16 protein-coding genes are annotated in these 12,860 nt (G+C 41.6%); 13 read left to right on the forward strand and 3 right to left on the reverse strand.

The features are described 5' to 3' along the window. The first annotated feature begins 11 nt into the window (after positions 1–11). Genes aroE through M1D84_RS07090 form a run of 6 tightly spaced genes read left to right on the forward strand, consistent with a single transcriptional unit; the run spans position 12 to position 3,384 of the window. The gene (gene aroE, locus M1D84_RS07065; RefSeq protein ID WP_206534439.1) at positions 12–854 is read left to right on the forward strand and encodes a shikimate dehydrogenase; all 843 of its coding nucleotides are present in this window, start codon (positions 12–14) and stop codon (positions 852–854) included. Then, entirely contained in the window at positions 848–1,138 is a 291-nt protein-coding gene (gene yhbY / locus M1D84_RS07070) for a ribosome assembly RNA-binding protein YhbY (protein WP_008342507.1), read from the forward strand. The genes aroE and yhbY overlap by 7 nt, the downstream gene beginning before the upstream one ends. A gap of 13 nt (positions 1,139–1,151) precedes the next feature. Next, entirely contained in the window at positions 1,152–1,721 is a 570-nt protein-coding gene (locus M1D84_RS07075) for a nicotinate-nucleotide adenylyltransferase (RefSeq protein WP_213404634.1), read from the forward strand. Further along, on the forward strand, positions 1,711–2,274 hold the full coding sequence (yqeK, locus tag M1D84_RS07080) for a bis(5'-nucleosyl)-tetraphosphatase (symmetrical) YqeK (RefSeq protein ID WP_087975784.1): 564 nt from the start codon (positions 1,711–1,713) through the stop codon (positions 2,272–2,274). Before M1D84_RS07075 ends, yqeK begins: the two co-directional genes overlap by 11 nt. Positions 2,275–2,287: 13 nt before the next feature. After that, the gene (rsfS, locus tag M1D84_RS07085; protein ID WP_003217467.1) at positions 2,288–2,644 is read left to right on the forward strand and encodes a ribosome silencing factor; all 357 of its coding nucleotides are present in this window, start codon (positions 2,288–2,290) and stop codon (positions 2,642–2,644) included. Then, positions 2,641–3,384, forward strand: a complete 744-nt coding sequence (locus tag M1D84_RS07090; RefSeq protein ID WP_234107234.1) for a class I SAM-dependent DNA methyltransferase — start codon at positions 2,641–2,643, stop codon at positions 3,382–3,384. Before rsfS ends, M1D84_RS07090 begins: the two co-directional genes overlap by 4 nt. Positions 3,385–3,432: 48 nt before the next feature. Here M1D84_RS07090 and comER read toward each other — a convergent pair whose 3' ends face one another. Further along, positions 3,433–4,281 carry a late competence protein ComER gene (gene comER / locus M1D84_RS07095; RefSeq protein ID WP_024423047.1) on the reverse strand — a complete coding sequence of 283 codons (849 nt, stop codon included), beginning with the start codon at positions 4,279–4,281 and terminating at the stop codon, positions 3,433–3,435. A 90-nt stretch (positions 4,282–4,371) separates the two neighbouring features. Here comER and M1D84_RS07100 point away from each other — a divergent pair, with 90 nt between their 5' ends. From M1D84_RS07100 to M1D84_RS07110, 3 genes are all read left to right on the forward strand, one after another. Then, the gene (locus tag M1D84_RS07100) at positions 4,372–5,001 is read left to right on the forward strand and encodes a helix-hairpin-helix domain-containing protein (protein ID WP_025092941.1); all 630 of its coding nucleotides are present in this window, start codon (positions 4,372–4,374) and stop codon (positions 4,999–5,001) included. A gap of 65 nt (positions 5,002–5,066) precedes the next feature. Next, entirely contained in the window at positions 5,067–5,636 is a 570-nt protein-coding gene (locus M1D84_RS07105) for a ComE operon protein 2 (RefSeq protein WP_024423045.1), read from the forward strand. Beyond that, on the forward strand, positions 5,629–7,956 hold the full coding sequence (locus M1D84_RS07110; protein WP_332284717.1) for a DNA internalization-related competence protein ComEC/Rec2: 2,328 nt from the start codon (positions 5,629–5,631) through the stop codon (positions 7,954–7,956). Before M1D84_RS07105 ends, M1D84_RS07110 begins: the two co-directional genes overlap by 8 nt. Before the next feature lie 39 nt (positions 7,957–7,995). On the opposite strand, the gene M1D84_RS07115 is transcribed toward M1D84_RS07110, so the two are convergent. Continuing rightward, positions 7,996–8,130: a YqzM family protein gene (locus M1D84_RS07115; protein WP_012010638.1), complete on the reverse strand. Its 135-nt coding sequence runs from the start codon at positions 8,128–8,130 to the stop codon at positions 7,996–7,998. 236 nt (positions 8,131–8,366) lie between these two features. Between M1D84_RS07115 and holA the strand changes: the two genes are divergently transcribed. Further along, on the forward strand, positions 8,367–9,386 hold the full coding sequence (holA, locus tag M1D84_RS07120) for a DNA polymerase III subunit delta (protein ID WP_024423043.1): 1,020 nt from the start codon (positions 8,367–8,369) through the stop codon (positions 9,384–9,386). Positions 9,387–9,520: 134 nt separating this feature from the next. Here the strand turns inward: holA and rpsT are convergent, their stop codons facing one another. Next, entirely contained in the window at positions 9,521–9,787 is a 267-nt protein-coding gene (gene rpsT / locus M1D84_RS07125; protein ID WP_024423042.1) for a 30S ribosomal protein S20, read from the reverse strand. A 198-nt stretch (positions 9,788–9,985) separates the two neighbouring features. On the opposite strand from rpsT, the gene gpr reads away from it, so the two are divergent. The 3 genes from gpr (at position 9,986) to M1D84_RS07140 (ending at position 12,722) form a co-directional block, all read left to right on the forward strand. After that, positions 9,986–11,101: a GPR endopeptidase gene (gene gpr, locus M1D84_RS07130; protein ID WP_326483973.1), complete on the forward strand. Its 1,116-nt coding sequence runs from the start codon at positions 9,986–9,988 to the stop codon at positions 11,099–11,101. A 66-nt stretch (positions 11,102–11,167) separates the two neighbouring features. Then, entirely contained in the window at positions 11,168–12,376 is a 1,209-nt protein-coding gene (locus M1D84_RS07135) for a stage II sporulation protein P (RefSeq protein ID WP_024427950.1), read from the forward strand. Positions 12,377–12,389: 13 nt separating this feature from the next. After that, complete coding sequence (locus M1D84_RS07140; RefSeq protein WP_332284123.1) at positions 12,390–12,722, forward strand: YqxA family protein; 333 nt, start codon at positions 12,390–12,392, stop codon at positions 12,720–12,722. Positions 12,723–12,860: the final 138 nt, after the last annotated feature.

The following is a 12,860-nucleotide window of genomic DNA, read 5'->3' on the forward strand; positions in this document are numbered from 1 at the left end:
GGGGAGAGACCTTGAAACCTTTATACGGAGTAATCGGTAACCCTGTTGGCCACTCAATGTCTCCGGATATTCATAATGCAGCACTAAAGGACGCTGGAATTGATGGACATTATCATGGCTTTCAAGTAGAAAATGATGACCTGAAAGATGCGATTAGCGGCATGAAGGCGTTAGGAATAAGCGGCATAAACGTCACTGTTCCTCACAAGGTAGAAATCATGAAGTACCTTGACAAAATTGATGTGACAGCTGAACGGCTCGGTGCCGTCAATACGGTGCGGCGCGAAGGGGATCAGCTCGTTGGGTACAATACAGATGGAGAAGGTTTTCTTCATTCATTGCTTGAAGCCTTGGATCAGCCGTTATCAGAGCTGTCATTTCTCTTGATTGGTGCTGGCGGAGCGGCAAGAGCGATTTATACGACAATTGCTCAGTATGCACCGAAGAGCTTTGATATTACGAACCGCACCATTGAAAAAGCTGAAGCTTTAATTGAAAGTGCAGAGGGAAAAATCACATCTCAAGCAATCACATTAAATGCAGCAGAAGAGCGGCTTGGGGAATATGATGTCATCATCCATACGACCTCGATCGGCATGTATCCGAATGTTGAAGAAACCCCGATTTCTTTAGTGAACGCAAAAAAAACAGCGGTCGTTTGTGATATTGTGTATAATCCAATAGAAACAAAACTGCTTAGGGAAGCAGCAGGTTTAGGCTTGAAAACAGTGGATGGGGTTGGCATGTTTGTCGGACAAGCAGTAAGAGCCTTTGAACTGTGGACAGGCATTACACCTGACGCCGGAAAAATGAAGTCAATTGTCATAGAGAAATTAGGAGGAACACCATGTTAAAAGGTAAGCAAAAACGTTTTTTACGTGCACAGGCACATCATTTATCACCTATTTTTCAAGTTGGAAAAGGCGGGGTAAATGACAATATGGTCAAGCAAATTTCCGAGGCGCTTGAAGCAAGAGAACTATTAAAGGTCAGCGTATTGCAAAATTGTGACGAGGACAAAACAGAAGTTGCGAAAGCACTTGTAAAAGGTGCAAAGGCTGAGCTCGTTCAAACGATCGGAAATGTGATTGTCCTTTACAAAGAATCTAAGGAAAATAAACAAATTAAGCTGCCGTAAAGGTGGATGCGATATGAAAAAAATAGGGTTGTTCGGCGGTACGTTTGATCCTCCGCATAATGGGCATTTGCTGATGGCAAGTGAGGTGCGGATTCAAGTGGGGCTTGATGAAATTTGGTTTATCCCAAACCATATGCCTCCTCATAAAACAGGACGGAAACGAGCAGATAGTCATCACCGCATAAAAATGGTGGAGGCGGCGATTCAAGCAAATCCATATTTTCGGCTCGAGCTTATTGAAATGGAGCGGGAGGGTCCGTCTTATACGGTAGATACAGTCGATCTGTTAAAGAAGCGTCATCCAGAAGATCAGTTCTTTTTTATGATAGGAGCGGACATGGTCGAGTATTTGCCAAAATGGCATCGGATCGATGATTTGCTTCAAATGATCACCTTTATTGGGATGAAAAGGCCGGGTTACGTTGGAAGTACGGCATATCCTCTTTTATTTGCAGATGTTCCAGCTTTTGATGTATCATCGACATTGATTAGGCAGCGAATAGAGCAGGGGAACCCTGTCGATTATTTGATTCCGAAAGCTGTTGAGCGTTATATAAAGGAGCATCATTTATATGAATCGTGAAGAAGCATTGAACTGTGTCAAAGAGCAGTTAACAGAGCATAGATATACACATACACTCGGAGTCATGGAGACAGCCATTTCATTAGCGGAACGGTTCGGTGCAGATGTGAAAAAAGCAGAGATCGCCGCTATTTTTCATGATTATGCGAAATTTAGGCCAAAAGAAGAAATGAAGGGGATTATCCAAAAAGAACAGATGAACCCTTTATTGCTTGAATATTCGCCCGAGCTTTGGCACGCCCCGGTTGGTGCCTATTTGGTCAAAAAAGAAGCTGGAATTGACGATCAAGATGTGTTAACAGCTATTGAATTTCATACTTCCGGCAGACCAGACATGACCTTACTTGAAAAAGTCATTTATGTCGCAGATTATATTGAACCAGGACGTCATTTCCCTGGTGTCGAAGAAGTAAGGGAATTAGCAGAAAATGATCTAGATCGTGCACTGATCCAATCATTAAAAAACACCATCAGTTTTCTAATGAAAAAGAATCAGCCAGTCTTTCCAGATACGCTTGCTACTTACAATTCGCTTGTGCATAAGAACAACTAAGGAGGAATTTTGGATGGATTCATCATCAATTTTAAACGTCGCAGCTGGAGCATGCGATGATAAACGGGCTGAGGATATTATTGCCCTTAATATGCAAGGAATCTCACTTGTTGCGGATTATTTTCTCATTTGTCACGGGAATTCTGATAAACAAGTGCAAGCCATTGCAAGAGAAGTAAAACATCTTGCAGAGGAAAGCGGAATCGAAGTGAAGAAGATGGAAGGCTTTGATGAAGCAAGATGGGTATTGATTGACCTAGGTGATGTCATTGCCCATGTGTTCCACAAAGAAGAAAGAGGATACTACAATCTAGAAAAGCTATGGGGAGATGCGCCGAGAGAAACGCTTTCACTTGGCATTAACTCATGATTTATCAAGGGTTTGCAGGTGTGTATGACGAGCTCATGACACATGCACCTTATGATGAATGGGTTCAGTGGATCCAGCAGTATATGAAGCCGAATGCTGCCATCATCGATGTAGGCTGTGGAACTGGAGAGATTTCTCTTCGGTTAGCTGAAAAGGGACACAAGGTCACAGGAATTGACATCAGTGAAGAAATGCTGGCCTTTGCGCAGCAAAAAGCGCAGGCGAAAAAGCAGTCGATTCAATTTTTACATCAAGATATGAGAGAGGTTACGGGCTTTGAGCAAGCCTTCCAGGCAGCCGTTATTTGCTGTGATTCCTTGAATTACTTAAAAAACGAAAATGACGTCAAAAAAACCTTTAAAAACATGTTTCAGCTTTTAGAGGCAGATGGGGTTTTACTTTTTGATGTTCATACGCCTTATAAAATGGAAGAGGTATTCCCAGGTTCGACTTATGCAGATCAAGATGAAGAGATCAGCTATATTTGGCAGAGTGATAAAGGGGATGACATGTATTCGGTCATACATGATTTAAGCTTTTTTGTAAAAGACGGAGACATGTATCAGCGTTATGATGAGACACATGAACAGCGCACATTTCCATTTGAAACATATGCAGCGTTCCTTGAGTCCGCTGGCTTTGAACAAATAGAAGTGACTGCTGATTTTACAAATGAAGCCCCCGGTGAATTCGCCGAAAGATATTTCATCTCAGCTAAGAAACCAAAAACCATCGTTTAATAGAACGATGGTTTTTTAAAACCCTTTTTTCGCTTGTTGCAAAGATGATTAATTTCTGCGATCATCAGTGAACACACTTGGCGGATATTGATGCGCAACTGCTTCTAGATCTTCATCGAATTTTTCATGGGTGTTTTGAAAGAGACGGTGAAACATATCTTGCACACCTGCTTCAAGTGCTTTAATGCCTTCACCAGTGACGCCGCCTTTCACACATACTTTGTCTTGCAGTGTCGGAAGGGTATAGACTCTTTTTTCAATCAAACGGCCAAGACCAACAAGCATATCCTCTGATAAGGTGGTGGCTTCTTCTTTAGAAATATCCGTTTCTTCTACGGCTGCTTCAATCATTTTCTGAACGAGAAAACTGATAAAAGCAGGTCCGCAGCTGACAATATCGGAAGCCGCTCTAGTAATTGAATGATGGATCTCGATAGGTGTTGAAATGCACGAAGCTAACTGTCTTAACGCAGTTTTCGTCGCGGCATTGCATGATGAACCAAAAGTTAAAAGTGATGCGCCTGATAAAGCGCGGTTTGTAATGCTTGGAATCAACCTGGCTGTTTGACAAGGAACGATATCCTGAAGCTGTTCAGGATGAACCGGACTGGTAATGATGACAATGGTTTGCTGCTCCGTTAAAAGAGGGCTCAGCTCTTTTAAAAGTGGATAAATATCAAGTGGTTTGACACAAACAAAAATGAAATCTTTATTCGTGACAGCCCCTGAAAGCTGTTTCGTTACTTCAAGCTCTGGATGGTTCTTTTTTATATTGAACGCTTTTTCAATGGTTCGGTTTGTAATGGTGATCGATGAGGGATTGACTGCCTTTGATTCAATAAATGCCTCAGTAAGTATGGTACCCATGTTTCCTGTACCGATTAACCCTATATTCAAACGTTCTCCCTCCTTAGACGCATAGGATCTGTTATCTTCTAAACAGTATGTTGAGCAGTAGAAAAATATGATTGAAAGTAGCGTGAGTAAGTGAAACGACTCATTTCATTAAAAAAATACAGTCTTTATATCGCCGCTGGACTCATAGTCGTGATCATCTTCAGTTTCTTCTTTTTCACTGGAAAAGGAGAGGGCAGCAGAGAGCCAAGTGTATTGAAGGAAAATAAAGACATACAAGTCACATTAGAAGACAAACAAGAAAAGACAGAAAAAGAGCCATCGACGATTTTTGTAGAGGTCAAAGGAGCTGTAAGGAAGCCAGGTGTTTATACGTTTCAATCTGATGCTCGGGTAGAGGAAGCGATTCAAAGGGCAGGAGGCTTTACCAGCAAAGCAGACTCGATTGAAATTAACCAAGCAGCTAAATTAGAGGATAGTATGATGATTTATGTTCGGAAGCAGGGGGAAGCGGAAAGAGAAACGCAAACAGCATCAGCTGACGCATCAACGGGCGTTGAAAAGAGTGAGGGTGTGAATGTCAATCAGGCCGATGCAGCCGAATTGCAAACCATTAACGGCATAGGACCAGCTAAAGCCGAAGCTATCATTACGTATAGAGAGGAACACGGAGAATTTCAACAAATTGAAGACTTGCGGAATATTTCAGGTTTTGGGGAAAAGACGATTGAACGGCTGAAAAGTCAATTGACCGTGAAGTAGAATTGACGGTAGAGAAGAAAGGCATGTACACTTAATATCAACCATCATTCTGGAGGGATCAGCTCGTGGAAAGAATTTCATGGAATCAATATTTTATGGCACAAAGCCATTTGCTTGCTTTACGAAGCACCTGTGAGCGGTTAGCTGTTGGGGCGACCATCGTAAGGGACAAGCGCATCATTGCAGGGGGGTATAATGGCTCCATTGCCGGTGATGTTCATTGTGCGGATGTAGGGTGCTATGTCATTGATCATCACTGTGTTCGCACCATCCATGCGGAAATGAATGCTATTTTACAATGTGCCAAATTTGGTGCACCTACAGCTGATGCTGAAATATATGTCACACATTTTCCTTGTTTACAGTGCTGTAAAGCCATCATTCAAGCGGGCATACGAACAGTGTACTATGCAAAGGATTATAAAAATCATCCATATGCGATTGATTTATTCGAGCAGGCGGGTGTTCAAACAGAGCAAGTTGAATTAGATGAAATGATCATCGACTTAAAAAATCAAGAAAAATTGGCCTTTGTTGCAGATTTAATTGGGAAGCTGAGTGAATCAGGACTTAGCGAAACAGAAATTCGCGATATGCATGAGAAGGCGAATCAATTATTTACTTCCTATGTTTAAATATTTGCCGTTTGGGGCAATTTCAGCAGCTGTTGGAATTGCTCTGGCTGCATATCATCTTCATATGTATTTCCTTCCCTTTCTTCTCATCATATTACTTATCAGCCTACTGAAAAAAATGCCTCAGCTCTTTTTAATGGTCAGCCTATGCGGTGCTGTCTATATACTCATTTTTATGATTCATGAGTCTCTTGAAACGGATCAACCCGTGCTAGAAAAATTCCTATCTGGTTCCGTTGTGATTGAAAGTATTCCGAAAACAGATGGCAATCGTTTTTCAGCGACTGTTTCAACAGACCATGAACAACTAGCCACTTTTTATACAATTCAAACAGAGCGTGAAAAAGAGGCATTAAAAGAGGTAGAACCTGGTATGAGCTGTCACATGACAGGTGATGTTCGTCCAGCAAAGCACGCAACCATTCCTAACGGGTTTCAATACGATCAATTTTTAAAATCAAAAGGCATTGACGCCATTTTTCTGCCACAGTCGATCAAAAACTGTACAAAAAAAGATAGTTCTTCCTATTATCTTCAAGTGATAAGGCAAAAGGGGTTGAAATTTTTAGAAGATCATGTGCCTAAACACTCTGTTGGCATTGTACAGGCACTTATTTTTGGCGATCGTGAGTTGATAGACCCTGACACATTAAGAGATTATCAAATGCTTGGCATTATTCATTTACTAGCGATCTCAGGATTGCATGTACAAACGCTTCTTGCATGTTTATTTTGGTGTCTCCTTCGTGCGGGCGTGACAAGAGAGACAGCACGTATTCTTCTATTATGCTTTCTTCCAATTTATGCTTGTTTGACAGGTGCTGCACCATCTGTTTTAAGAGCTTGCCTCATGGCAGGAATCTATTTAGTGATGACTAGTCTGCCAAAAGAAATGAAACAGCCTTCTGCTGTAGTATTAAGTGCAACGTTTTTACTCTTATTAGCAATTCATCCTCTTTATTTATTTGATATCGGATTTCAGCTTTCATTCGCGGTCACGTTTTTTATTTTGTTATCGACTAGGATTTTATCAAAAGCAAAAAGTTCAGTCATGCAATTATTCCTGATTTCCTTTATTGCACAGCTTGCTTCACTTCCTGTTCTTTTATATCATTTTCACCAATTCTCTTTACTGAGCGTACCTTTGAACATGATATTTGTTCCTTTATATACGACGGTCGTTATGCCGCTATCCTTACTCTTTTTTATTCTCACTACCATTTATCTTCCGCTTGGACAAACATTGTTTCAGCTGCTTGATTCGGTGATTCAGCTTAGTCATCAATTGTCAGCCTATATGGCTGTTTTTGATGAATTCAACTTGATTTTTATGAAGTCTGCTTGGTGGCATATTCTTCTTGAGGTAAGCGCCTTAATTGTTCTGTTATTTGTGATGGAGTGCAAAACTTCTGTGAAATCCTATGCACTGCCGATCCTTTTTCTTATTGGTGTCTTGAGTGCACACTATTTCACCCCGAATTTTTTCGAAAAAGGGGAAGTGACGATGCTGGATGTAGGACAGGGGGATAGTTTGTTTATTCAGCTGCCCTATCGAAAGGGGCACCTGCTTGTGGATACAGGAGGCAGACTTTCTTTTGAAGAAGAACCGTGGAAAAAAAGGCGTAAAGTGTCTTCGATCGGTGATCAAACGCTGATCCCGTTTCTGCATTCTAAAGGTATAGCAAAACTTGATGTTCTTATTCTTACACATGCGGATCAAGATCATATGGGAGAAGCAGCTCGTTTAATCAAACGAAATAAAGTAAAGCGGCTGGCTATTCCGAAAGGCTTTGCACGGAGTCCAGAGGATGCGGAGCTGTTAAAAGAAGCAGCTGATCAAGGGATCATGATTGATGAATTAGAGAGAGGAGATCAGCTTCAGATTGGAGAGCAAATATTTGAAGTTCTTCATCCATCGCGTGATCAAGTGACAAGTAAGAATAATGATTCACTCGTTTTGACATTTACTCTAGGCGGGAAGCGGTTTATGCTCACTGGAGACCTTGAACAAGAAGGGGAGCGAGACATTATAGAAGCCTTTCCTCATCTGCGGGCAGATATCTTAAAGGTTGGACATCACGGGAGTAAAGGGTCAACAAGCGAAGAATGGCTTCAACATCTCAAGCCCTCACATGCACTCATTTCAGCAGGTGAACGCAATCGTTATCAGCATCCACATCAGGAAGTTTTGAAGAAATTAAAGGACCAGCAAATGAAGGTGTATCGTACAGATATCAACGGGAGCGTGACATATGAATTTCTCAATGAGGAAGGAACGTTTTACACACACCCTCCATATGATATCTTACAAACTCAATAAAAAAACTGCCAAAACGGCAGTCATGTAACCTTCATGAAGTTAAGATCCAACGAGGTGTATAATGGTTGCCAAAATAAACATTGAGGCGAAAAATCCGAATGTGACGATAAAACCAACGGCTGAGTCGGTCACATCATTCCGCTTGCTTTGAACATTTTTTTCAAATTCATTCATTTTCATCCCTCCTGGCTAATTTTAGTATACTTGAACTCATTTGGAATTGCTAGAAGGTAAAGTAACCGTTTTCCATTTTATGATCATTTTATGAATATCGTCTGACAGCAGGCTGACCCGGGAGCTTGCGCCGGACGTTTACTATAAATGAGGAGGCGGCACTTTCAGCTTCCTCTTTACTAATGTCTTCACACACTTTAGGATAGAGGAGGAAGTGAAAGAGAGGGATTCAATTGATGGTCTTTGATGTATGGAACAATTTAAAACGAGGGGATATCCATCCCGTTTATTGCTTATATGGGAAAGAAACATATTTACTGCAAGAAACCGCTGCTAAATTGAGACAAGCTGTAGTAGACGAAGAAACGAAGGATTTTAATTACTCCGTCTTCGATATGGAAGAAGTGCCGCTTGAACAGGCTGTAACGGATGCAGAAACATTTCCGTTTATGGGAGAAAGACGTCTCGTCGTGATCAAGAATCCTTATTTTCTTACAGCTGAAAAGAAAAAGGAAAAGATTGAGCATGAGCTTTCTGTATTAGAAGCTTATTTAGAAAAGCCAGCGCCCTATACCATTCTCGTGTTATTGGCACCATATGAAAAGCTGGATGAGCGTAAAAAAATCACCAAATTGCTAAAAAAGAAAGCTGCTGTCGTTGAGGCGAAAGAGTTAAACCCAAAAGAAACAACTGATTTCACCATCACACTGGTGAAGACAGAAGGAAAGGCGATTACATCTGAAGCGGCTGAGCAGCTTGTGATGCTATGCGGCGGGAGTCTCTCCTCTCTATTCCAAGAGGTTCGGAAGCTAAGTACATATATTGGAGAGCGGGAGGAAATTGAGTTAGCGGATGTCAATCAGCTCGTTGCAAGAAGCTTAGAGCAAAATATTTTCGAGCTGATTAATCAAATTGTAAACAGACGCCGCTCTGAGGCCATGCAGATGTTTTATGACCTGCTGAAGCAAAATGAGGAACCCATTAAAATATTAGCACTCATTTCAACTCAATTTCGATTGATTTTGCAGACGAAGTACTTCGCTCAGCAAGGCTATGGACAAAAACAAATTGCTTCAAATCTAAAAGTCCACCCATTCCGGGTCAAACTTGCGATGGATCAGGCAAGACTGTTTTCTGAAGAAGAGCTCAAGCAGATCGTCAAAGAGCTTTCAACGATTGATTACGAAATGAAAACGGGTAAAAAGGACAAGCAGCTGCTGTTAGAATTGTTCCTGCTTCGTTTGTTAGGCGCATGAATATAAAAAAACGACCTTCTAAAAAGAGGGTCGTTTTTGTTTAGATGTATAATTGCCAGTCTGTCCTTAAGGCTCGGCCGGTCAGGACGGACGTACAGTTAAACAGGTGCCCCATCACTGAGGCGTTGCAAGCATTATGCAGAAAGTCCGTTTACTTGTTTAGCAAGTCTTGATTTGTAACGCGCAGCTGCGTTTTTGTGTACAAGACCAGTTTTAACGGCTTTGTCAATGCGTTTTGCAGCAGAAGCAAGAGCAGCTTTTGCTTGCTCAGCATCGTTGTTAGCTACAGAAACTTCAACTTGTTTAATCGCAGTACGCATCGCAGACTTGATTGTTACGTTATGTGCACGGCGTTCGTTATTCGTTTTTGTACGTTTGATCGCTGATTTAATATTTGGCATGTGTTTCACCTCCTAAGATACAACCTAAACACAATTGTCTTAAGGTTAAATCTTCACAATAGAACAAATTGTATTCTATCAAACACACCTTTAGAATGCAATATAAATGTAAAGTATTTTTCATTGATGACGTGCTCGAATGTTTCTTTCAAGAGATGGAAAGACTACTGTTAATTACTTGGTGGAAGGAGTCTTTTTATGGAGAAACAGAAACTCGATTTAAGCGTTTATCAAATCCGGACAGACCTCGCTGTTGAAACAAAAGAGATACTAGAACAAGAGAACGATCCGAATGTCGTCAAAAAGGACGGGATCCAAGGGATTGTCGAAAAGGAAAAAGAAGAGCAAGGCATCCGCATACGTACTGTGGAAATCACGAAAGAAGGGGAGGAGCTGACCGGCAAAAAGGCAGGGACATACTTGACGTTTGAGGCACAAGGCATTCGGGAGAAAGACTCTGAGATGCAAGAAAAAGTTGTCGAAGTCTTTGCCCATCATTTTGCTCAGTTTTTAAAAGACCGAGGCATTCAGGCTGATGCGAGCTGCCTTGTAGTAGGTCTGGGAAACTGGAATGTTACGCCAGATGCACTAGGTCCTCTCACAGTTGAAAACCTGCTTGTAACCCGCCATCTCTTTGAATTACAGCCGGAAAATGTTCAGGAAGGCTATCGCCCGGTTTCCTCTTTGTCACCTGGTGTGATGGGACTGACCGGTATTGAAACAAGTGACATTATTCAAGGCGTGATTGAGCGGTCTAAGCCTGATTTTGTCATTGCGGTCGATGCCCTTGCTGCTCGAGCGGTAGAACGAGTGAATACAACCATTCAAATTTCCGATACAGGTATCCATCCCGGTTCTGGTGTAGGGAATAAGCGAAAAGAATTAAGCAAAGAAACATTGGGCATTCCAGTGATTGCGATTGGCGTTCCGACAGTGGTGGATGCAGTAACGATTGCTAGTGACACAATTGATTATGTCTTAAAGCATTTTGGTAGAGAACTAAAAGATGATAGACCATCCCGCTCTCTTGTGCCGGCTGGTTTAACATTCGGGAAGAAAAAAGTACTTAACGAAGAAGACTTGCCAGATGAAGAAACGCGTCAGTCATTCTTAGGCATCGTAGGAACCCTTCCTGAAGAAGAAAAAAGGCAGCTGATCCACGAAGTGCTTGCGCCCCTGGGGCAAAATTTAATGGTCACGCCTAAGGAAGTCGATACATTCATTGATGATATGGCAAACGTACTTGCCAACGGATTAAACACAGCGCTTCATCAAAAAATCACTCAAGATAATAAGGGTTCATATAATCATTAATCGGTTCTACTTTCTCTAGCTCGCTCATAGTGTAATTACTAGAAAGCGTGCTGGAGGGAGTAAATCATGAAAAAAAGACCCCGCCGTCCTCGACAGTTGGTCGTTGCGATTAATGGAACGAAAGTAGTAAAAAGCATCTTCTTATTTATTGCCTCTCTTGTTGTGGTGTTTGTGATGTCAGGGGCTTTGACCTCTTTAAAACCCGAGCTGAGGCCGCAAGCCTCGTTATATGGTGTAGCAGATGAGCTCTCTGGCGCATTTTTTGCCACATTAATGGGCATGGAAAACCAATATTTCGCCTCAGCAGTTCCAGAAGATCAAAAAGGATTTCATTTCTCTGGGCTGTCATTGAAGCTTGCAACCAGTATTAATTTAGAAGACCCGCGCAGTTTCCTAGGAAGAGAGCTCCCAGGCTTTGAACATTTTGATACAAAAATCATCTTAGCGGGTGAAGGAACAGACTATACCAATATGCCGATGGAATCGCCGCCGCCTAGTGAAGTGATCCAAGATGAAAAAGAAGCAAATTTGGCGGAGCTGGACAAGCTCGATGATGATGCGCCGAAAAAGCCTGCCAAAGAACCGGACCGGTCAACAGGAAAACGAAAAGCTGTGTACATTTACCACACACATAATACGGAATCATATTTACCATTTTTAAAAGGAGAAACGAATCCAAATAATGCACGGCACTCAAAAGTGAATGTCACCCTTGTCGGCGACATGTTTGGAAAGGCGCTTGATCAGCAAGGAATCGGCAATACAGTCGACAAAACGGAAATTGAAAAAAGACTGGTGAAAAAAGGATTAAAATATCCGCAGTCTTATAATGAATCAAGATTGGTCGTGAAAGAAGCCTTAGCGAAAAATGATGACCTCGATTATTTAATTGATATTCACCGGGACTCAAGAAGAAAGAAAGATACGACTGTCGAAATCAAAGGGAAAAAATATGCGAGAATTGCGTTTGTTGTTGGGAAGAAGAATCAAAGCTATGAGAAAAACTTAAAGCTTGCGACAGAGTTCCACCATTTGATGGAGAAAAAATATAAAGGTCTTAGTGTCGGTGTGTTTGCCAAAGGAGAAATTGGCGATAATGGAATCTATAATCAAGATTTATCCGACAAAGCCCTTCTTTTAGAATTTGGCGGAGTAGATAATAATATGGAAGAATTAAGAAATGCATCCAATGCGGCAGCTGATGTATTCAGCGACATTTTCTGGGACGCGGAAAAGGTGGACGGCAAAGCAAAGGATGAGAAAAAACGCTCTTAAGGTGGTGACGGGGATGGGCTCATTTATTGGAAAAACCATTATTTTAGGATTGGTCTTGCTGTTTGGTGTCTTTTTAGGAATGCAGCAAGCGAATAATGGCATGCTGCAAATGAAGGGCTACCATGATCCGCAATTAAAAGGAGCTTTCTCCATTCAAATGAACGACAATGAAGAGAAGGAAGCTTCTATCTTAGGAACGGCTGTTACAGAAAAGGATCTTGCCGAAAAACAAAAACAGCTGGAGGAAATAGAGGGCTTTAATGCCTTTTCCAAGGCAGGAAAAGCCCTGTCTGATGGCATGACACATGCAGCCCGTTTTCTTTATAATTGGGTGAATGGGAAATAAACGAATTTCATGAGATATCACCCTTTTGATCAAAGCCGCTGACCGATAAGCGGCTTTTCTTGATTTCGATTGAATCTTTACAGCCCTATTGATATAATCTAACCTAGCGCAACCCGCGTTTTATAGTAGGAGTGATAG

The sequence above is a fragment of the Bacillus sp. PK5-006 genome (genome assembly GCF_054161415.1).